The organism is Shewanella sp. 10N.286.52.A9, from assembly GCF_041468985.1.
GTDB lineage: Bacteria > Pseudomonadota > Gammaproteobacteria > Enterobacterales > Shewanellaceae > Shewanella > Shewanella japonica.
Map to the genome: position 1 here is coordinate 97,565 of NZ_JBFRJQ010000016.1, position 21,503 is coordinate 119,067.

General features: G+C 40.7%; 19 protein-coding genes. 11 read left to right on the forward strand and 8 right to left on the reverse strand.

Annotation, left to right across the window (positions count from 1 at the left end):
- Window positions 1-7 precede the first annotated feature (7 nt).
- The 5 genes from AB4128_RS13665 to AB4128_RS13685 form a co-directional block, all read right to left on the reverse strand.
- The gene (locus AB4128_RS13665) at window positions 8-697 is read right to left on the reverse strand and encodes a PspA/IM30 family protein (protein WP_065109827.1); all 690 of its coding nucleotides are present in this window, start codon (window positions 695-697) and stop codon (window positions 8-10) included.
- 10 nt (window positions 698-707) lie between these two features.
- Window positions 708-1,121, reverse strand: coding sequence for a YjfI family protein (locus AB4128_RS13670; protein WP_055022625.1), 414 nt, complete (start codon window positions 1,119-1,121; stop codon window positions 708-710).
- Between the two features lie 81 nt (window positions 1,122-1,202).
- Window positions 1,203-2,951, reverse strand: a complete 1,749-nt coding sequence (locus AB4128_RS13675; RefSeq protein ID WP_282167260.1) for a polyamine aminopropyltransferase — start codon at window positions 2,949-2,951, stop codon at window positions 1,203-1,205.
- Between the two features lie 4 nt (window positions 2,952-2,955).
- The gene (locus AB4128_RS13680; protein ID WP_055022624.1) at window positions 2,956-3,855 is read right to left on the reverse strand and encodes a DUF350 domain-containing protein; all 900 of its coding nucleotides are present in this window, start codon (window positions 3,853-3,855) and stop codon (window positions 2,956-2,958) included.
- A gap of 9 nt (window positions 3,856-3,864) precedes the next feature.
- Window positions 3,865-4,833, reverse strand: coding sequence for a hypothetical protein (locus tag AB4128_RS13685; protein WP_055022623.1), 969 nt, complete (start codon window positions 4,831-4,833; stop codon window positions 3,865-3,867).
- Between the two features lie 238 nt (window positions 4,834-5,071).
- On the opposite strand from AB4128_RS13685, the gene glnE reads away from it, so the two are divergent.
- The 3 genes from glnE to AB4128_RS13700 all read left to right on the forward strand — a co-directional run bounded on the left by glnE (window position 5,072) and on the right by AB4128_RS13700 (window position 9,573).
- Window positions 5,072-7,933 (forward strand): bifunctional [glutamate--ammonia ligase]-adenylyl-L-tyrosine phosphorylase/[glutamate--ammonia-ligase] adenylyltransferase, encoded by a 2,862-nt coding sequence (gene glnE / locus AB4128_RS13690; protein ID WP_372038077.1) that lies wholly within the window; start codon window positions 5,072-5,074, stop codon window positions 7,931-7,933.
- A gap of 210 nt (window positions 7,934-8,143) precedes the next feature.
- Entirely contained in the window at window positions 8,144-9,112 is a 969-nt protein-coding gene (locus AB4128_RS13695) for a sensor domain-containing diguanylate cyclase (protein WP_372038004.1), read from the forward strand.
- Between the two features lie 179 nt (window positions 9,113-9,291).
- Window positions 9,292-9,573: a DUF3081 family protein gene (locus AB4128_RS13700; protein WP_055022620.1), complete on the forward strand. Its 282-nt coding sequence runs from the start codon at window positions 9,292-9,294 to the stop codon at window positions 9,571-9,573.
- Window positions 9,574-9,643: 70 nt separating this feature from the next.
- Here the strand turns inward: AB4128_RS13700 and zapE are convergent, their stop codons facing one another.
- Both zapE and AB4128_RS13710 read right to left on the reverse strand, forming a co-directional pair.
- Complete coding sequence (gene zapE, locus AB4128_RS13705) at window positions 9,644-10,840, reverse strand: cell division protein ZapE (protein ID WP_372038006.1); 1,197 nt, start codon at window positions 10,838-10,840, stop codon at window positions 9,644-9,646.
- A 293-nt stretch (window positions 10,841-11,133) separates the two neighbouring features.
- Entirely contained in the window at window positions 11,134-11,754 is a 621-nt protein-coding gene (locus AB4128_RS13710) for a response regulator transcription factor (protein ID WP_055022619.1), read from the reverse strand.
- 226 nt (window positions 11,755-11,980) lie between these two features.
- Here AB4128_RS13710 and AB4128_RS13715 point away from each other — a divergent pair, with 226 nt between their 5' ends.
- The 6 genes from AB4128_RS13715 (at window position 11,981) to aroG (ending at window position 18,687) form a co-directional block, all read left to right on the forward strand.
- On the forward strand, window positions 11,981-13,339 hold the full coding sequence (locus AB4128_RS13715) for a polymer-forming cytoskeletal protein (RefSeq protein ID WP_372038008.1): 1,359 nt from the start codon (window positions 11,981-11,983) through the stop codon (window positions 13,337-13,339).
- Window positions 13,340-13,789: 450 nt separating this feature from the next.
- Window positions 13,790-14,128, forward strand: coding sequence for a P-II family nitrogen regulator (locus tag AB4128_RS13720; protein WP_055022618.1), 339 nt, complete (start codon window positions 13,790-13,792; stop codon window positions 14,126-14,128).
- Window positions 14,129-14,138: 10 nt separating this feature from the next.
- Entirely contained in the window at window positions 14,139-15,389 is a 1,251-nt protein-coding gene (locus AB4128_RS13725; RefSeq protein ID WP_055022617.1) for an ammonium transporter, read from the forward strand.
- Window positions 15,390-15,556: 167 nt separating this feature from the next.
- Window positions 15,557-15,841 (forward strand): hypothetical protein, encoded by a 285-nt coding sequence (locus AB4128_RS13730; protein ID WP_225442173.1) that lies wholly within the window; start codon window positions 15,557-15,559, stop codon window positions 15,839-15,841.
- 187 nt (window positions 15,842-16,028) lie between these two features.
- Window positions 16,029-17,249 (forward strand): lipopolysaccharide assembly protein LapB, encoded by a 1,221-nt coding sequence (locus tag AB4128_RS13735; protein ID WP_080914931.1) that lies wholly within the window; start codon window positions 16,029-16,031, stop codon window positions 17,247-17,249.
- Window positions 17,250-17,634: 385 nt separating this feature from the next.
- Window positions 17,635-18,687: a 3-deoxy-7-phosphoheptulonate synthase AroG gene (gene aroG, locus AB4128_RS13740; RefSeq protein ID WP_080914932.1), complete on the forward strand. Its 1,053-nt coding sequence runs from the start codon at window positions 17,635-17,637 to the stop codon at window positions 18,685-18,687.
- 41 nt (window positions 18,688-18,728) lie between these two features.
- Here aroG and AB4128_RS13745 read toward each other — a convergent pair whose 3' ends face one another.
- On the reverse strand, window positions 18,729-18,902 hold the full coding sequence (locus AB4128_RS13745; RefSeq protein ID WP_119967651.1) for a hypothetical protein: 174 nt from the start codon (window positions 18,900-18,902) through the stop codon (window positions 18,729-18,731).
- Between the two features lie 367 nt (window positions 18,903-19,269).
- Here AB4128_RS13745 and AB4128_RS13750 point away from each other — a divergent pair, with 367 nt between their 5' ends.
- Entirely contained in the window at window positions 19,270-21,057 is a 1,788-nt protein-coding gene (locus AB4128_RS13750; RefSeq protein ID WP_372038009.1) for an ABC transporter ATP-binding protein/permease, read from the forward strand.
- Window positions 21,058-21,195: 138 nt separating this feature from the next.
- The gene (locus AB4128_RS13755) at window positions 21,196-21,444 is read left to right on the forward strand and encodes a hypothetical protein (protein WP_055022612.1); all 249 of its coding nucleotides are present in this window, start codon (window positions 21,196-21,198) and stop codon (window positions 21,442-21,444) included.
- The last annotated feature ends 59 nt before the right edge of the window (window positions 21,445-21,503 follow it).

Genomic DNA, 21,503 nt, shown 5'->3' on the forward strand with positions numbered 1-21,503 from the left:
AGCTTAATTAACCTTTTTTCGCTTTAAGGCGATCAAGAACAGCATTAGCACTAGACTTTTGCTCACCAATGCCTGCTTCAGCTAGCTTGGCATGTAATGACTTATCGCTGTTTTCTTCAGCTAATGCTTCAGAGGCTTGTAAGCGATCATCGAATGATTGCTGACGTGCTTTGATGCGCTCTAAAGAATCTTTTGCATTCATTAGCTTCGAGTTACTTGACGCAAATGAGTCAGTAATCGTGGCAGTGGCTTTTTGAACACTTTCAGTGGTTTTTACCATGCTTAGCTGACGCTGGTAATCCGTTAACTGACGTTCAGTTTTCTTAACTAAATCTTTAAGGCGAACGGCATGAGCAGAAAAGCTTGCGTTAGCGGCTTCTTGGTCAGCGAGTTCTTGGTCCAGTTGAGCAATCTTTTCAGCAACTTCGATAGCCAAAGCTTCGTTGTCTTTTTCAAGCGCTTGTGTAGCGTAACCTTCGTGCTCAGTGATGCTGCGCTTTAAGCGGTCAACTTCACGGCTAGCTTGCATCTCTTTCGCCATTACGTCAGTTAATTCACGCTTAGCTTTGGTTAAATGCTTTTCTGCATCACGGATTTCTTGTTCAAAAATACGGGTAGAATTTGCATCGACAATGTTTTGGCCGACTTCATTAGCACCGCCGCGAAACGCCGTTAAAATTTTATTTAAAATGCCCATGTGTGGCTCCTTACTTCAAAAATTCGACGAGTTCGTCGATGACTTCTAAACAGTTATCAGACAATACTGATAATTCTTGTTCAATCTCTTCCATGCTTGAGGTGACTGAAAGTGCACCGTAAACCACATATTTATCGTCAATTTTTGCAAATGATGATAGTGGCATTGGAATGTTTAACTCCAACATGGTTTCAAACATTTGAGTGCGAGTTTCTTCTTTCACTTCGCTCTCATCCCATAAGTAACTGATACACAAAACTTGGTTGTCAGTTACTGATACAAATACTGGTAACTCTTCGCGACCAGCAACGTTGACTTGTAACACCTCAACATCACCATCAATTGGGAAACAATCAAACTTCAACCCTGTGTGGCTCTCATCGCCTAGTTCAGTTAAGTGGTTAGCAATCTTATGGATATTCATATTTGTCCTTATTGACATATTATGTCTTAGGTTTCAAAGATAGCACTTAGACATATTATGTCAAGGCTATTCTTTATTAGATTAAAAAAGATTCATCCCTTGGTTATCAGACCAAGACGCTAAGTGATAATGGTAAAGCTGTAATGAGCCAATTTTATTGGTCTTAATCTTATCTTTATCGTCATAAAAGTTGCCAGGAAACTCAAAAGCACCATGAATTAAGCCCGGTGTTAACCAGTCTTCTTCTATTGGCAGTGGCTGATTATGGGCTAAACGAGACTTGGCATCTTTTCCTGCGCGAGTTGCGATACTCCAGCCCCATTCACCAAAACTTGGCACATTATGATGATATTGCTGTACGGTAAAACCAGCCGATTCTATGGTTTTTCCGACAGAAATGAATGCCTGCTGCGCATGGTATGGCGAGGTAGACTGTACTGTCATCGCACCATCGGCGCTCAATAATTCAGCGAGCTTTCGATAAAATAAATCAGAGTATAGTTTGTTGAGATCGGGATGACTTGGATCTGGAAGATCCACGATGATGACATCAAACTTCTGATTCTCTTTAATCAGGTTATCTACGCCATTAAATGCGTCATCGAATACCAAGTTGACTCTCGGGTCATTTAACGCATTGCCATTAAGTGACAGCATAGCTTGGCTGACATGGGCTGGCATTTTTTCATCAGGGGCTGTAAATAACTCGACTAATTTCTCGTCTAAGTCCATTAAGGTGACCGACTTAGGTTGCCATTTGAACACTTGCTTAAGGCCTAACCCATCTCCACCACCAATGATGAGTACCTTGTCTTGTCTAGCACTGGCTGCCATCGTTGGGTGTACTAAGAAGCTGTGATAAATATGCTCATCAATGCTGGAGAACTGCAAACGGCCATTAATATAAAGAGAGTAGACAGGTTCTTGGCCATTACCACGTAGGCGTTCAGTAAAGGTTAATTGCTGAAAACGGGTCGCTTCGGCATAAACAACCTTGTCTTTGTACAATAAATTATTGAAGTTTTGTTCCCAACTTGGGCCGTGCATCGCCAATAGCACCAGTACACCACTGGCAACAAAGTGACCAATAAGAATCAATTTAGCCCAGCGAATTTGTTGCCAAAAACGCCATATAAAAACAAACCCTGCCAATAAGTTAACACTGGCAGTTAATGCTGCTGCTAACTGAATGTCTAGCGAGAGCATAAACATTACCCATATTGCAGCGCCTGCACCAGCGCCGATGTAGTCAGCACCATAAATGGTACCAGCATTATGGAGAAGGTGTTCTTCAGATAGGGATTGGCGAACTCGAGCGATGAGTGGAATTTCCATACCAATCATCAAGCCTAAAATGACGCCCCAAATATAAGGTAAATACTCACTGAGATTTTGTAGTGTCCCGATAAAACCGCCATCAGGAATATGATCGGGTGGCAGGCCTAATGTATTGGCGATTATCAAGGGTAATTGCTGGCCAAAACCAATAACGGCCGCTGTGATTAAAATGGCGAGCGAACCGCAAAAAGCGACGGTGAGTTCAAGCAAGGCGAAACCGGTAAACGCACAGCGAATTTTACGGGCGGCAAAAGCGCCAATACCCATAGATACGATCATAATGCCAATCATGGTATAAATCGCAGCTTCTAGTGCGCCAAGAATGCGGCCTGCATAGTGAGATAATAGGTATTCGTAGATAAGACCGCAGCCTGCAAGTAGCGCCATGATGCCCAGTAAAAGGGCATCATCGAACCATGCTAAGCTGCGTTTAGAAGGACTGCTTTGCTTGTTGCTGCCCTCCTGGCCATGTTCAAGCAAAGTATTATTCATTGAATTAAGCCATTAATGCCGCAAGAATAAGTGCGATACCAATACTGATAGCAAGCTCTACAGCTGCTACGCCAACGTTATGCTGCTTTTCAACTTCATCTGTGAGGTTAATTTGCGCTAACACTAACTTTTTGACGATGGCTAATAACACTGACAGTGCGATAAGCATGATCACTGAGAATGTCAGCCAGCCGACAATATTCATTAAATAAGCAGTCGGATCATAAATGATAAAGTGACTTGCTGCATTAAAAGTAAATGCCATTGCAATCATGTAACCACTATGACGAACAGCAATAGCAACTTGACCTTGCTCTAACGCCTTTTGCATTGAATCACCCTGATTACGCTTAGCGTACTGGTGTTCACGGAATCGAGTTAGCAGCACTAGCATTAATTGAGAAATCAAGAATGCAGTGAAAATTGCGATAAAGGTGTCAACCGTAATATCTTCAGCCCACATTAATACTGAGCGAATAATGATAGCCGTTGCTATTGCAGCTGCTGCATCTACGATAGCAACAGACATATTGCCATTAACAATTTGGCTGTTTTTATCAAATTCATTGAGTGCCACTTTGTCATGTAAAAAACGGCCAAATTTAATTAGCACTAAACCAAATACGCCGTAGCAGGTCATGCCGATTGCTTCCATTGCGTATGAGTTTGCTGCTTCACCTGTAATGGCGCCAGTTAACACAATGCCTAAGGCTAATACTGCACCAGCGGTGCTAACACCAAAGGCAAAATTATCACGGTCTGCTAATTCTGCACGGCTGTTAACACGCACACTCCAACCTTGTAAGTAGCGCATTAATGCTAACAAAATTACAGCAATGGTAATGTCGATAGCTAAAATAATCGCTAAGTCTAGGGTAAGTCCGAAGTCACTTAAAAATGTCATGATTGTTCCTTATTTGCCTCGGCGTACACCGCGAGTTGTGCGGCTAGATGAATTACGAAAACTGCTGTCTTTTGAATAGGTCGAACGGAATTTACTTGAGCTAGCACTTCTAGTGCCTGTGGTACTTGCTTTGGGAGCAGAAGTACTTTGACGTGATAAGCTCGTTGAGCCAGTACGGGATTTAGCGTACGGGCTATTAAATTGTTTACCCTGAGAGTTAAAGGTTTTCTTGGTGTTTTCATAAGTGCGATTTTGAGCACTTGCTTGTTTTGGAGACGTGTAGCGATAACGACCAACGTCATTGTAATAGCTGTAACCACGATTGTTTGACCAACGATCATAACGCACTGGGTTCATGATATTTGAAAACATCGAGTACATACCGTACCACGCCCAAAAAGACATGCCACTTGAATTCGTTTGCCAGCTACCATATGAAGGGTTACCGACGAGTTGACTACCTGCACCAAAATCTTCACTGCCATTAGCCAGTGCAGCGGCTTCACGACTTATTGAGTTCACCCGTGCTAATTGCCCGCCAGATAAGTCTGCTACAACGTTAACAGGATCAGACAACATGTCATTATAGAGACTTGAGTCTGCAGCTTGATAAATGTTCTGCGCTTCTTCGAGCTGTTGATCTAAATCGATAAAGTTGGCTGAATCAGACAGCTCGCTTGTGCGTCGTTTTAGCGATTGAAACATTGGCCCTGTGGTGCCAGCATCTTTTGCTAACTCATCTAAAAGCGGCACCAGATCGGGTTTGCTGCTTTTTAATAATTGCGTGTATTGCTTTAATAAAGTGGCATTACGCAATTCACCAGCATCTAGCATGGCGCCAAGCTGAGTTATTCGTTGTTGAGACAATTGCTGATATTGCGCAATTTTTTCAGGACGGTCATCGCCGCAACCTGAAAGTGAGATGCATAATATCAACCCGGAAAATACTGTGAGGACACGGGGTAACAAACCAGCCATGTTTTCTCCAATGCTATAAAAATCAAATTAAAATAATTAACAAACCGAATAAATATGTATTCATATTCGACCAAATATTTATACGGTTAGGTATAACTGCTATACAGGTTATAGTAATCTTAATGCTATATACAATTAAGACTTACATTAAACTTTTGTTATGAATGGTATAGCATAATTCGACATATTATGTCGAATTAAACCTGCCATATCATGTGTAAATTGCCGAAGGGATCGAATAATAATGCTAATCGAAAGTAACTCTATTTTATCTGCCGAATTATCAGAAATTGCAGAACGTTACTGGTTGAGGTTAGGTAATTCTTCCCCCGAAGTCATTGATACGTTATCAATCGACGAGCAAAAGGCATTAAAGTCAGTCTTTGGTTTGAGTGACTACATTGCAGAACAATTGTGTCGCCACCCTGAATGGATAAGCTTGTTACTTGATGGCTTATTAACAGAAGTCGATAGGCAAAGCTTTGCGATTGAATTAGCAAATAAACTTGCTTCGATAAAGTCTGAAGATGAAGTTAAATCAATCCTGCGTCAATATCGTAACTTCCAGATGGTGAGATTAGCTTGGCGCGACTTTGGCAATTATTCAGCATTAGAAGAGTCAATACTGGATTTATCTGCGTTAGCTGAAGCCCTCGTTATTGCCGCGAGAGATTGGCTATATCAAGAAATGTGTCAGCAGCTTGGTACACCCTCAGATGAACAAGGTAATCCTCAGCCATTATTAATTCTCGGTATGGGTAAACTTGGTGGGCGCGAGCTTAACTTTTCATCTGATATTGATTTAATTTTTACTTTTCCTGAGCATGGCGAGACTGTCGGAGGCCGTCGTGCCCAAGCTAATCAGCAGTTTTTCATACGCATGGGTCAGCGATTAGTTAACCTACTTGATCAAGTGACCGTTGATGGCTTTGTTTTTCGGGTTGATATGCGTCTGCGCCCATATGGTGAGAGTGGCCCATTAGTGGTGAGTTTTAGCGGTCTTGAAGATTATTACCAAGAACAAGGCCGAGATTGGGAAAGATATGCCATGGTCAAAGCCAGAGTATTAGGCCCATGGACTCAATTTAGCGATGACTTACATGACTTATTAAGACCCTTTATTTATCGACGTTACATCGATTTTTCAGCAATCGATTCATTACGTAAAATGAAGCAATTAATTGCGCAAGAAGTGCGCCGTCGTCAGCTTACCAATAATATAAAACTGGGGGCGGGCGGGATTCGAGAAGTGGAGTTCGTGGTGCAAAGCTTCCAGCTTATTCGAGGTGGAAGGGAGCCTGCACTGCGTCAGCAAAGCCTTTTTGGTGCTATTGATACGTTATATAACTTAGGTCAACTCGAGTACCTTGCCGTTGATGAACTCAAAAAGAGCTATATCTTACTGCGCCGAGTAGAAAACTTACTGCAAGCTATTGATGATAAGCAAACTCAGACATTGCCAGATAATGATGTCGACTGGCAGCGTTTATGTTTTGCGATGAACTGCGAAAATGAAACGGTGCTGCGTGCTGACATTGATAGAGCAATGCAACAAATTCATAGACACTTCAACGATACTGTTGGTGGCGATGATGCACATGAACAAACGGAACATTGGACTAGTCAATTATGGGTCATTGAAGATCCCGACAACGCCGCAGCGCTATTAGAAGAACACTTAGTGGACGATGCTAATTTTTGGCCGACATTAACTGAGTGGCGATCTATAACGGTTAAACGTTCAATTGGCCCAAGAGGAAGAGAGACCCTCGAAAAGCTGATGCCAAGATTATTGTCCGAGCTATTAGAGCATGCTTCACCTAGCGCGGCATTAACTGCCGTATCAGGGGTTTTAGAACAGATTTTAACCCGCACTACCTACCTTGAATTATTGTGCGAAAACCCTGGTGCTCGACAGCAGTTAATTAGTTTATGTTGTGCTAGCCCATGGATTGCCCAAGAACTTGCCAATTTCCCAATGTTATTGGATGAGTTGATTGATCCTGCGCAATTATACGACACCACCTCTGTTGATGATTACCCTAGTGAGCTAAGACAATATTTACTGCGGGTGCCAGAAGAAGATATGGAGCAGCAAATGGAAGCGTTGCGCCAGTTTAAGTTATCTCAACAATTAAAAATTGCAGCTGCGGATGTCACAGGTGTATTACCGGTAATGGAAGTCAGCGATCACCTGACTTTTTTAGCGGAAGCAATCATTGAACAAGTCGTATTGCAAGCATGGCACCAAGTGGCGAGTCGACATGGTGTTCCTGCTGGTACCAGCCCAGACAAAATGGGCTTTGCGGTAATTGGTTACGGAAAACTCGGTGGAATAGAGCTAGGGTACGGATCCGATCTGGATTTAGTGTTTCTGCGAAATAGCATCAATACTGGTGAAACTGGTGGCAAAAGACCCATAGGTATTGGCCATTTTTATTTGAAGCTTGCTCAACGAATTGTGCATTTGTTTGCAACACGTACAACATCGGGTGAACTATATGAAGTGGATATGCGTCTTCGACCTTCTGGTGCCTCTGGTTTATTAATTACTGAAGTTGAGCAATTTAAAGAGTACCAGCAAGCTGAGGCATGGAACTGGGAGCATCAAGCATTAGTTCGCTCCCGTTTTGTTTATGGTGATAATGCGTTGGCCGCCCGTTTTAGTGAGATTAGAACTGAGATTTTATCTAAACCACGTGATTTGCCTGAGTTAGCTAAGCTGGTTCGGGATATGCGAATTAAAATGCGCGATCATCTATTAAAGGTAAGTCCTGATAAATTCGATTTAAAACAGAGTCCTGGCGGCATCGCTGATATTGAATTTATGGCGCAGTATTTGGTGCTAGCCCATGCTAGCAGCCATAAAGAGTTGGCTATTTGGTCTGATAACGTGCGTATCTTTCAAATGTTAGCTGAACTAGAAATGATTCCATTTATGACTGCGCAGCACTTAACGCAGACCTACTGCTGGCTAAGAGATGAAAACCATCGACTGACATTGCAACAGCAAAAAGGACAAATTGATGTTTCAGAGGCAGAAAAACACGTCGCTCAGGTGATTGATATTTATCAGCATATCTTGGGAGAAGCGGATTAATAATACGCTTAATACCAATATTGAAACCCGAAAGGCAATAATCGAATTCGCATATTCTAGTGGCTTTAACGTTGATATGGTTCGCTACATACTTGTTAGTTAGTCAATTCGTTCACCCTAACTAGTAAATTTAACCTATTGATTTATTGCCATATCTGCTATTTGATATTAACGTTAGTATATTGTGTTTAATATTGATTGGCAGGGATTATGCTTACCGCACCAATACCAGAAAATGACGCTGCGCGTTTAGCGACACTGCGAAATTTAAACGTACTTGATACTGCCGCTGAAGAACGGTTTGACCGCATTACCCGCCTAGCAAAACGGTTATTTTCAGTTTCTATCTGTCTAGTCAGTTTAATTGATGAAAATCGACAATGGTTTAAATCCTGCCAAGGGTTAGTCGCGAATGAAACTCCTCGAGATATATCATTTTGCGGTCATGCCATCCAATACTCTGAAGCATTCGTCATTACCGATGCCTCAAAAGATGCACGCTTCAGCGATAATCCTCTGGTTACTCAAGCGCCTCATATTCGTTTTTATGCAGGTCACCCACTGACAATGCCAAATGGGATGAGAGTCGGGACCTTATGCATTATTGATGATAAACCCAAAGAGCTAGATAAAGACGAGATGCTAGCGCTACAAGACCTTGCAGAGATGGTCGTATCAGAGCTGATTTCTATCCAGCAAACAACCCTAGATCAGCTGACAGGTATTTCCAACCGTCGTGGTTTTGAAGTGCTAGCGAAGCAAGCATTATCGACATGGGATCGCAATCATATTGATAGTTGCTTAGTGTTTTTCGATTTAGATTATTTCAAAGAAATTAATGATAATCATGGCCACGAGGCGGGCGATCGAGCCTTAAACCAGTTTGCTCAACTGCTTACCTCAGAATTTCGCGATTCTGATGTGATCGCTCGTTTTGGTGGTGATGAATTTTTAGTATTGTTTAGTGAGTGCAGTAAGGGTCAGGTTGACGTCGCACTTGCTCGTTTTCAAACAGCCTTGAATGCCCATAACTCACAGAGTGAAGAAGTATTTGAGCTGGCATACAGTGTGGGAGTTGCGACTCGACATGCTAATCAAAAACTTGATATAGCCGAGTATTTAGAAATTGCAGATCGAGAAATGTATCAAGTGAAATCCAAGCATCATCAACAACGTTGATTCAATTTGTTACACCTTAATCCCATATCATTGATGTTTTCTTGCTCTCTATCACTGTTCTGAATTGCGATTATTCTAGACTGATCTAACTATGAGCTCGTCTCGTATTCACCTCAATGGTGCAATCGTCGAGCCTGTTTATAGAAAGCATCATAGAGGTATCAATCAGGAGATGTAGCATGCGAAATGCAATCGATATTTATCAAGCGTTAAAGGTCTTTAATAAAATCGTTGAATGTGGTGAAAAGCATAAAGCTGAAAATGGCTACAACTCTCGCTATCATTTATGTGGACTGCAAGCTGAAACAGGCTTTGATGGTTACACAATAACGCTGAGTGATGGCAGAACTTCACTGAATATCTACTTCCATAATAAATATCAATTTGATTACCCTGATAACGAAGCGTTTGAAAACTTCATGCGTCGCTTCGGTGATGTGATAAAACACACTGTGCAATAATCGACAGTATGAAACACCTTAGCTAGAGTTGTTATGCTTTATCAGTAAAATCATAAGTTACTGATAAAGCTTATTTGGTTGCTGGTTTGAGCCAGCGCTGCATTTCAACTAAGCGACTCACCGTTCTACGAAACTCAAATGATAAGGCGCCGCCTGAATACAGTTCTGTAATGGTCCATTCTGAGCAGACCGTTAATGATACGCGTTGATCGTAGAGTTCATCGACTAAACTAATAAACCGTTTAGCAGGGTCGTCACTGGTTGCATATTCTAATTGACGCTCGCTAGTTTTATTACTTTCAGCCCCATCTTCCGTACCACGTGCTTTTATCCAAGTTCTAATTTCACCTCCAAGTTGGGGCACTTCATCAATAATCACATGCTTAAATAAGCCTGCGAGCTCGATATAGTCTAAAGCAGATCGAGGCCCGTCACATAGTTGGTCAAATTTAAACCAAATCACTTGATTCACTTTAGCTTGAAAAGCAATTGTACGATGACATATTTCGATATAGCTATGTGTTTCACAAACCGCGGCTTGATGGGGATAATGCTGTCCTGCAATAGTGACAAAATCTTGGTGACTCATGTGCTTTGTTAACTGTATTTGTTGTTCAAGCGAACGGTCAGATTGCGCAGCTATTCGATGGTCAGTGGCGCCAGTTAAGTTAATTTCGTCTACATTAGTTTGTAAAATATCAATAAAAGGTAAAAATCGCTCACGCTGCAATCCACCTTCATATAAACGGCTAATTTCAATATTGGAGGTGGCGACTAAGATGACTCCATGAGCAAAAAGGTGTTCAAACAACCTAGCAAGAATAATTGCATCTGCAATATCATTGACAGAAAACTCATCAAAACAAATGACTTGATATTGAGCCGCATAATGACGAGCAATATGCACTAAAGGATCGGCAATCCCTTTTGTGAGATTGAGTTCTTGATGCACCATAGCCATAAAGCGATGAAAATGTAATCTAAGCTTATTTTGCTGTTTAAGATGATTAAAAAATAAATCCATCAAAAATGTTTTACCACGACCAACATCCCCCCAAAGGTAAACACCTTTGGCAGCTTGCTGCTGAAGACTGGTATCACCGAGTTCTGCTACTTCTTCATTAACATTCACATTATGTTGGAGTTGAATAAATAGCTCGTTGAGGGCAAGTAGCGCTGTATGCTGTTCAGCATCATCGTGTAATCGCAATTGAGATGATTGAGATTGTGCTATTTTGCTTTGATAGAGTTCTAATAACGTTGTCACGCCAAGACCATATTGATTGGTTTATGAGTCACAATATATCAATTAAAAACAAGCTCAAGTATTTAAGGGAAATATAACTAGCGCTATGTGTGAGCCGTCGAGTTGAAAACAACTTGAAGTAGTTTGCTACCCTTATAGGCATACCCATGGTTCAGGCTTCATTACTATCTTGTCTATATCGAGCGAAATAAGACGAGAATAAGAAAGTGCTAAAACCAATCGGCTGCTAAAACGCGATCAACTTCGTAAACCCCGTTAGTACGTCAAACATCTATATAAGCGACTAACCTAAATTACACTTGTGTAAAGACGTAAGAAAGCTGTCCACGGCTTGAAACATTTGTTTTTTTGAAAATGTTTTGAATGTGCATTTTGACTGTATTAATCGAAATACTTAAGTTTGCTGCAATTTGCTCATTAGATAAGCCTTGGCAAACCAAAGACAGCACTTGCTGTTCTTTTTTGGTGGTTAATGACAGTAGCTCTGTTTGACGTTGTGTAATAGGTTGGCGGTTTCTTGATTGAATATAATGAGACATCGCATCATGACTGAAATACAATTTATTATTGTCCAGATTCTTAAAGGCTTCGATGATCTCAATAATCGATGCATCAAAAGACAGTCCACCATGAAACCCATTTGCGATGAGCAAACTTTCAGTGTCAGAGGTCAATTGAGGGCAAAAAGCCAAATGTTTGCCGTCTGCAAGTAATTCTGCCGATAAGTTAGGGATGTGTAATTTAGGATCACTGACATAGTGCAGTAGAATTTTTTTGTGGTGCTCTGCTTGTTGCCACTGGAGGTTAAGCGGGTCGTGGCTAATGGTATTACATTTTAAAAGTTCAGTAATCTGGCAAAGCTGTTGGGTCAAACTTTCAGGTATTTCACCTAAAAAAATATCCGATACAATCATGTCACATCCTTGTTTATAAAACTCGACTATTGAAGATCCTTAACAATAGGTTCGTGAATAATAATTATTCTTAATCACAGTGTCCAGCAATAAGTGATGAGTTATCAATTTAATTGATCCGAAATGTTTACAAGGTGAACTTTATGTAAACGTAATGTTATTTGTTGTTTTTAATTAGTTAGTTTACTATAAGTCGAAAATTTATAATAAAAGGATACTGCTGGGTATGAATAACAAAGGAAATGGGGTGACTTTTATCGGTCCCGAGACTTCATTGGATGGAGAAATGACGGTAAAAGGACCTGCTTTGATCGCTGGTCAAGTCAAAGGTGTTATTCGTTCAACAGACCAAGTTAAAATTGAAGTAGGTGGCGAAATTGACGGTGAACTTTACTGTCAAGAGTTACGTGTTTGTGGTGTTTTCAAAGGAAAATTACACTGTAACAGTCTCGTTATCGTAAGCTCTGGTGTGGTTGAAGGTGATGTTTCGAGTCATAAAATGGAAATTTATGATGGTGGTCAATTCTTAGGTGCAAGAACTAAAGGCCCTGAGCAAGGTGTATTACCTGAGCTAGCAGCTGATGAACAGCCTGTAGCTCCTTATTCTCAACCTTTTAATGACGAGCCGGCTTACGCATCCCCAAAGCCTGAAGCGCCTATTGCAGAGGCGCCGATAGCTCAGGCTGCAAAAGTGAGTAATGTTAACGTAATGGCCGAGCCTATTACTAACGTTGCTGTTGACACTCCTAAAGTAAAAACTGAAATAAAGCCTGATGTAACGCCTGAGATTAAGCCAGAGTTTGTCGCTGATGAAATGACAGTTAAGACTGAAGTCAAGTCAGAAAAACCGGCTCAAGCACAAGAGATTCGTACTCCTGCACCATTAAATAGCGTGCCAGAAAGCGAACCAATGCCAGCGCCTAAGCCGATGTCAAAACTTGAGATTAAGCCACAACCAAATCCTCAAGCTCAGTTAGCGGCAAAAGCAGCAGCAGAAAAAGCGCAACAAAAGAAATCAGGTGCGACTAAATTTGTTGTTGCCGGTGTGGTATTAGCTGCAGCCGCAGCTGGTGCAGTAGTTATAAAGCCTGAATTAGGCGAAGCCGTGATGGCGAAAATTAATTCAACGACGAACACGCAATCAGCAAAATCTGAACCAGCAGTAGAAGATGCAAGTATTGCCAACGTTGAAACTACTGCAGCAGTTGAAGTTATTGATGCTGAAACAGCCCTCGCTGAGTTAGATCAAGCTGCAGCAGCTAAAGCCGTTGAAGCTGAAGCGGCGACAGAGCTTGTTGCAGACGTTAGCGAAACGTCTTCTGACAGTGTTGATGAGTCTATCAATGAGACTTTGGCTGATGAACAAGCTGATTTATTAGCAGAACTAGAAGGCGTTGACAGTGAATTGACTGCCGACATCAATACAGAAGCTGATGATATTGTCGAAAGTGCTGTAGCGTCAGTTGAAGATGATAAAACAAAAGTTGATAGCCTACTTGCTGATTTATTAGCAGAAGAGCGAGCTGACTCTACAGAAGCGACTGAAGCGACTGAAGAAGCAACGACAACAGCGGGTAATTTATAAGCCGTAATGCTTAATTTTACATGTTTAAAGGCCCTCATTTGAGGGTCTTTTTTATGCCTGAAACCCAGTGTGACACCACTCGGCGCAACGCTTTTTTTCCTCAGATTTTGACAACATACCAACTTCTTTAGCCCATCCTTTGATCTATCGTTGTTTTGATTTTTATCCGTAAGTTTACGTTTCTTCTTGGAGTTTCAATTGTTATTGAGTGCTTATTTCTATTAGAACACGAATGAATTAATAGCTCTTTTGAGTCAATTTTGGAGACGAGAAGGATGCGCTAATCTTGTGCGCACCGAAATAGCGCTGCACTTATATGGTGCGAAAGTTTGAGGTTATTGAATGCAATAAATTAAATATTTCAACAAAAACATTATCTTACAAGTTTGGCCTAATGATTGAATTGTTATTGCAAACAAATTTATAACAATCACACTTTTGGAGGTCGAGATGAAACTCGTCAGCGCTATCATCAAGCCGTTTAAATTGGATGATGTCCGAGAAGCAATTGCAGGAATGGGCATTGAGGGAATGACTGTTACTGAAGTTAAAGGCTTTGGACGTCAAAAAGGTCACACAGAACTTTATCGTGGCGCAGAATATCAAGTTGATTTTCTTCCTAAAGTAAAATTAGAAATTGCGACAAAATCTGAAAATTTAGACATGTTAATTGAAGCTATCACAACAGCAGCTCACACCGGCAAGATTGGTGACGGCAAAATTTTCGTAACTGATCTTGAACAAGCAATCCGTATTCGTACGGGTGAGCTTGATAACGAAGCATTATAAGGGGGCTGAAATGGAAGAGTTAGCAGCGTTAGGAACAACAGTAACAGAATTACGATTTGCACTAGATACATTCTACTTTTTGATTTCAGGTGCGTTAGTGATGTGGATGGCAGCAGGTTTTGCCATGCTTGAAGCAGGTTTAGTTCGTTCAAAGAACACCACTGAAATTTTAACTAAAAACGTTTGTTTATATTCAATTGCCTGCGTCATGTACCTACTTGTCGGTTACAACATTATGTATGTTGATAATGTTGAAGCGGGTTGGTTACCTTCATTTGGTTCATTAATAGGGTCACAATCAGCCGATGCGGATCACGCACTTGAGTCAGATTTCTTCTTCCAAGTTGTGTTTGTCGCTACTGCAATGTCGATTGTGTCTGGTGCTGTTGCTGAACGTATGAAGCTATGGTCATTTTTACTTTTCTCAGTGGTATTAACAGGTGTTATTTACCCAATTGAAGGATACTGGACATGGGGTGGTGGTTTTATTTCTGCTGCTGGTTTTGTTGATTTTGCAGGTAGTGGTATCGTGCACATGGCTGGTGCAGCAGCAGCGATTGCTGGCGTACTGTTACTTGGGGCTCGTAAAGGGAAATATGGCGCGAATGGCGCAGTAAACCCAATTCCTGGTTCAAACTTACCAATGGCGACATTAGGTATGTTTATCCTATGGATGGGGTGGTTTGGTTTTAACGGTGGTTCTCAGTTATTAGTATCAGATGCTGAAAATGCATCAGCAGTAGCAAAAATCTTTGTTAACACAAACTCTGCAGCCGCATTTGGTGCAGTATCAGCACTCATTGTTTGTAAAATTGTTTGGGGTAAAGCTGATTTAACCATGATTTTAAATGGTGCATTAGCTGGTCTAGTAGCTATTACCGCTGACCCATTATCACCTTCATTATTGATGTCTGCAGTTATCGGTGTCGTTGCTGGTGGTGTGGTTATTTTCTCAATCGTTGGTTTTGACCGCATTAAAATCGATGACCCAGTAGGTGCAATTTCAGTGCATGGTGTATGTGGTTTCCTAGGTTTAATGCTAGTGCCATTATCAAATGCTGATGCAAGCTTTGGCTCGCAGTTATTTGGTGCTGCAGCAATCTTCACTTGGGTATTTGCCGCTTCATTTGCTGTTTGGTTTGTCCTTAAAGCAACTGTTGGTATTCGTGTTACTGAAGAAGAAGAGTATAACGGTATGGATGCATCAGACTGTGGTGTTGATGCATACCCAGAGTTTGTATCGATTAAATCAGCGGGTTAATAACTGAAAAATCGTTTATAAAATCGTGTATAAAAGCAGAGCTATTTAGCTCTGCTTTTTTGTTATACTGATGAAATACCAATGCTCTTATTTGAATAGGTCTCACTATGGCTAAGTCACTTAGGTTAACGCTTCTTATTAGTGTTATAGCACTTGCAGGAATAACGATGAGTACGCTAAGTCATGCGGGTAAAGTTGTGGTTCGTAAATCATCTGAACCTTTTGATGCCTTTGCCGTTAGAGATGCGGTTCAGCAAGATCATCAGTGGCAAGAAATGCTACGTATGCAACAACAAATTCAAATCCTTCAAGCGTTGCCTTTAGGGTGCCTCGCAGTCGCTGTTCCATACCATTATTATAATTGTGCAGGCAGTATGTACCGACCTTATATGCATCAAAATCAAGAGTTATTTATTCAAATTGACCCGCCTAAAATACCACAAGTAAAGTAATTACTATCTTCTTGGTAATGTGCTTCGCTATGTTCTTAGCGATATACATTGCCCAGTTTATTCCGTTTCAGTTGATTGTTGCTGAACAGCCTTAACCTTATTGAAAATATTTTTTGTCACATTTATATATCTCAATTTTCGTACATGCATCTATGCTTAATAAAGGTGTTTTGTGCGGGGCATAAATATGTTTCAAAAATATGAAAATAACAAAAAAAATAATAATGCAATTTTACCTCGCAATAATATACAGCTAAGCCTTTGTTTGGCATTGCTATTACCTCTCTTTCTTTTTGGCTGCTCTAGCACTCAAACCCATCAAAGTTCAGCCAATGCCACGGAGTTGTTTAATGACAGCTATTTCACACCAACGGCAATACCAGCAACAGAAACAATCTATGAGTTACCTGAGGGCATGGTTAATGAGATTAAGAAAGCGTATGCCCGCTCAGGTGGAGTTGTTGGAAATAAAAAGCCGGTTAATGTTTGGCTTGCTGAGTACATTGATGCAGAAAATGGTGGATTTGAATATCGTGATCATTATACGCGAATGGCCAGCGTTACCGCACAAGAACGAGCAGGCAATTGCATGTCTTTAGTTGTGCTGTCCACTGCAATAGCTGAGGCATTAAATGTCCCTGTTAAGTATCAAGACATAGATGTCGAGCCTATTTGGGATAGACGTGGCGGTTTTTATCTTGTTAATGGTCATGTGAATATGAAGCTGCTCCATCGAGACGACATCAACTCATACAGCTTTAGAGGGTCTGAAATTTTAGTCGACTTTTTACCTGAGCGTTCAATTAGAGCCTATAGAATAAAGCAGATAAACAAGCAGACTTTATCGAGTATGTACTTCAATAACGTTGCAGCAGAAGCATTAGTTAAAAACGAGTATGACTTAGCTTATGCACTATCTAAAAGAGCGATAGAATTAGATCCATATTATGTAAATAGCATTAATACCTTAGCTGTGATTTATCGCCATAAAGGTTTAAACAAACTCGCAGAGCAAGCGTATCGGCATGTATTACAGCTTGAGCCTGAGAACATTACGACTTTATATAACTTAGCCTTGATATTAGGTGAACAAAACAGATTAGATGAATGGCAACAAGTACATAAAGTATTGGAGCTTGCACGGATTAAAAACCCTTTCTACTACTTTGATATGGCGCAACAAGCTTATTTTGAAAAGCAGTATCAAGAGGCGCTAGTCTGGTATAAGCGCGCGGTTGAAAGAGCCGACTATCGACATGAGTTTTATTTTGGCCTGTCTCGCGCTTACTGGGCGACAGGTGATGAGAGGCGTGCGAAAAAGAATATGAAAAAAGCACTGGATTTGAGTATTGATGAAGTAAACCAACATCGCTACAAAGGCAAGTTGCAAGCTATGATGCGCCATTAGTCCGATAGCCCAGCAAATAAGTGTGAAAAACAAAAGCCTCGTCGTGGCTCATTATAAAACCATGCTCAACGTGTGTTGCTCATGGTTTTTTCGTTTATGACTTTGAGCACGCTGTGTGATATTAACTCAATCTAGCCAAATAAGCGCAGATAATAAAAATTTCATATTTATTCAACTAAACCGAACTTAATGAATTTATTATATATTTTATTTTTGTTTATCTAAACTTATTGATTAACAGTCATTTAAATACATAAAACTGATAAAACCATAGATTGAACGAATTATTGTGTGGTACTGTTTGAATTATAGAGCTGATCGCTATGCTTTACTGCCAATGTTAAACGTTGGCATAAATAAACTGTTTGCTGGAGTTTTATAAACTATGTATTACCAAAATGATGACGTTAGAATTGATGAAATAAAAGAACTATTGCCTCCAATTGCCATTTTAGAGCGATTTCCAGCATCAGAAACTGCATCAGCAACAGTCTTTAACGCACGTGATGGCATTCACCGTATTTTAAACAGACAAGATGATCGTCTACTTGTCGTTATAGGCCCTTGCTCTATCCACGACCCTGTTGCCGCGTTGGATTATGGTAAGCGCTTATTAGCATTACGTGAAAAATATAAAGATCAGCTTGAAATCGTTATGCGAGTGTATTTTGAAAAGCCACGTACAACTGTTGGTTGGAAAGGTTTAATTAATGATCCTTACATGGACAATAGCTTTAAATTAAATGATGGCTTACGTACTGCACGTAAACTTCTCGTTGATTTAAACGAAGCTGGTATTCCTACCGCGGGTGAGTTCCTCGATATGATTACACCACAATATGTGGCGGATATGATGTGTTGGGGTGCAATTGGAGCTCGTACTACTGAGTCTCAAGTTCACCGTGAGTTAGCATCGGGTTTATCAAGCCCTGTCGGGTTTAAAAATGGTACTGACGGCACAATTAAAGTCGCTATCGATGCTATTGGGGCAGCAAGTGCACCTCATCACTTTTTATCAGTGACCAAGTTTGGTCACTCAGCCATTGTATCGACAAAAGGTAATCCTGACTGTCATATCATTCTTCGAGGCGGTAAAGAGCCAAACTATAGTCAAACTCATGTAGCAGCGATTGAAAGCCAACTAGAGAAAGCCAAGCTTGCAGCTAATATTATGATTGATTTTAGCCACGCTAATAGCAGTAAGGATTTTAAAAAGCAGATGTTAGTGGCAGAGGATGTGGCTAATCAGATTAGTGCGGGCAATCAGAATATTTTTGGTGTGATGGTTGAAAGTAATATCGAAGAAGGTCGCCAAGATTTAGTTGTTGGTAAAGCGCTTTGTTACGGTCAAAGTATTACTGATGCTTGTATTGGCTGGGCCGATACCGAAAGCTTATTAGAGACACTTAGCCAAAGCGTACAAAAACGTCGCAGCTAATTAAGTGCACTCATTTGATAAAAAAGGCGCTGAGAGGCGCCTTATTTATTGGTATTTGCTAAATATTCGTTTGCTTTAGCTAGGCTTCCAAATGCCGAGATGAGGTTGTTTCTTCCTTTGTCTTGTAGCTCAGGGTTACCTGATTCGATCATCATCCATACCCAAGTTTGTATTAGTTGTAATGGTGGGTGCTGAACTTTTGTTGCGTCTAACATGTTACTTCCTTTGAGCTGGGAAAAAATGTTAATGGCTGGTAATAAATGCCAAAAAGAATCAAATAAAGAGTACCAAATTCTTTTTCGTTTCAGAACTAGAAACAAGCCAAAATTAGCTAAATCTGCGTTTTTTTCTAAAAAAATAGTCTTTTAGACTAGTCAAAAAAAGCAAAAGTAATTCTAAAGTATTATTTATCGGATATCTTACCGATATAATGCCGTAAAATCATGCAATTTTTATCGTGCTTTTTTGATTTTAAATAAGCTATGTAAAGCCGTTATAGTGTTAACGTTATGTAGAACTTAATGTCTTGCTTAACTGAAATTGTTGCATTGTGCTTGTATTCCCTCCCTATGGTGAAATTTAATGAGACCCTCTTTATATTTTGATGGCCCTGTTGGCAAACTTAACTGGAAAGTTGTGGGGTTATTGTGGCCTTACTTATTCGAGTTCAAAGGGCGTATTTTTCTGGCAATGTTATGTCTTGTTGTTGCGAAACTTGCCAGTGTGGGTCTACCGTTTATTTTAAAAGATTTGGTTGATAGCTTAGATGCTCAAAAAACGGCAACAATCGTGGCCGTGCCTATTGCTTTGGTGTTGGCTTATGGCTCGGTTAGGTTTCTTAATGTCATCATTGGTGAAATTCGAGATACGTTATTTGGCCGAGTCACTGAACGTGCAATTCGGCGCCTAGGTTTAGCGGTATTTGAGCATCTGCATCGTCTTGACTTGGATTTCCATTTAGATAGGCGGACAGGTGGATTGTCTCGGGACATAGAGCGTGGCACCAGTGGTGTTAGCTTTTTGATGCGCTTTATGGTGTTCAATATTGTTCCGACCTTGCTAGAAATCAGTCTGGTCATCATTATCTTTTTTATTAACTATGGAATCGGTTTTGCGTTAATCACTTTGATTGCGGTCGTTGCGTATATTGGCTATTCGATAGTGGCGACTGAGTGGCGTACCGGTTTTGTTCGTGATGCCGCCAATGCAGATTCATTATCCAATACACGGGCAGTTGATAGCTTACTTAACTATGAAACGGTTAAGTATTTCAATAATGAGCGCTATGAATCACAGCGTTACGATGAAGCATTGGATCAATGGGAAGTCGCCAAACGTAAAAACAGGTTATCGCTATTTGCTTTAAACGCTGGCCAAGCACTGATAATTGCGCTCGCGATGACAGCCATGATGGGGCTTGCTGCCTATGAAGTGACTGAAGGCAATATGACATTAGGTGATTTCGTATTAATTAACGCATTTATGATGCAGCTGTTTATCCCACTTAATTTCTTAGGTTTTGTTTATCGAGAGATTCGAGGTGCACTAGCCAATATTGAGCGAATGTTTTCTTTGTTAGATAAAGTACCAGCCATCCAAGATATTCCGTCAGCGTCTAATGTGACGCCTACTCAAGGTGAACTAGCGTTTAATCATATTTGCTTTAACTATGATGAGCGGCCGATCCTAAAAGATGTCAGTTTTAGCATTCCAGCAGGTCAAAAAGTGGCAGTTGTAGGAGAAAGTGGCGCGGGTAAATCTACCCTTATAAAGCTGTTATTTCGATTTTATGACGTTGATAGTGGCTTAATAACCATTGATGGGCAAGATATTAGACAGTTAACTCAGCAGGCGCTGCGTCAATCAATCGCCATCGTGCCACAAGATACTGTGCTGTTTAATGACACCATCTATAACAATATTCTTTATGGCCAGCCAACAGCAACTGATGAAGCGCTCAAAGAGGCGGTACACTTGGCTAATCTGACTGATTTCATCGAGTCATTACCCCAAAAATGGCAAACTAAAGTTGGGGAGAGAGGCTTGAAGTTATCAGGCGGTGAGAAACAAAGAGTCTCCATTGCCCGAGCTATTCTAAAAGCAGCCCCCATTTTAGTGTTTGATGAAGCAACGTCATCACTAGATAGCCAATCTGAACAAGCCATTTTATCTGCCCTAAAAGTGGCGGCAAAAGGGCACACCAGTTTGGTGGTCGCTCATAGGTTATCTACGATTGTTGATGCTGATAAAATCGTGGTGTTAAGTGAAGGTCGAATTGCAGAACAGGGGACGCATAAAGCGTTATTATCGCAAAATGGTGTGTATGCAAAGTTATGGCGAATCCAAAATGAGCAAACTATCACACATTGATCGCATGCTTGTGTGTGTTTTCTCTCTTTGAAAGTGCAGTTTTTGTGTATAATTAACTTTAATTGCCTGGAAAGGATTGAGATCGTTTAGGTAAATAGGGAATTATCGGGTAATTAAGCCTAAGTATGGAGGTCGTTAGTGCAAAACATTTCTTTAATAGCAGCCCTAGAGGGGACACAACATAAAGTGACCACCGATTGGTTTGCGATTATGGCTACGCTTGAAAAGCGAGAAATGAACCAAGATGAACTGCAGGCTGTTTATGATGAACTATGTGCAGGATTAATTGTGACAACCCGTGGACTGACATTAGCTAAAATTAATGACAATGAAAGCGAAGACAGTTTATTAAAAGCGGATGATAGCGCAGCCGATATCTTAGTGTAATGGCACTTTATGCCTTAATGAAAGGCAAAGTGAATGGTATTTATCCAATAAAAAAGCAA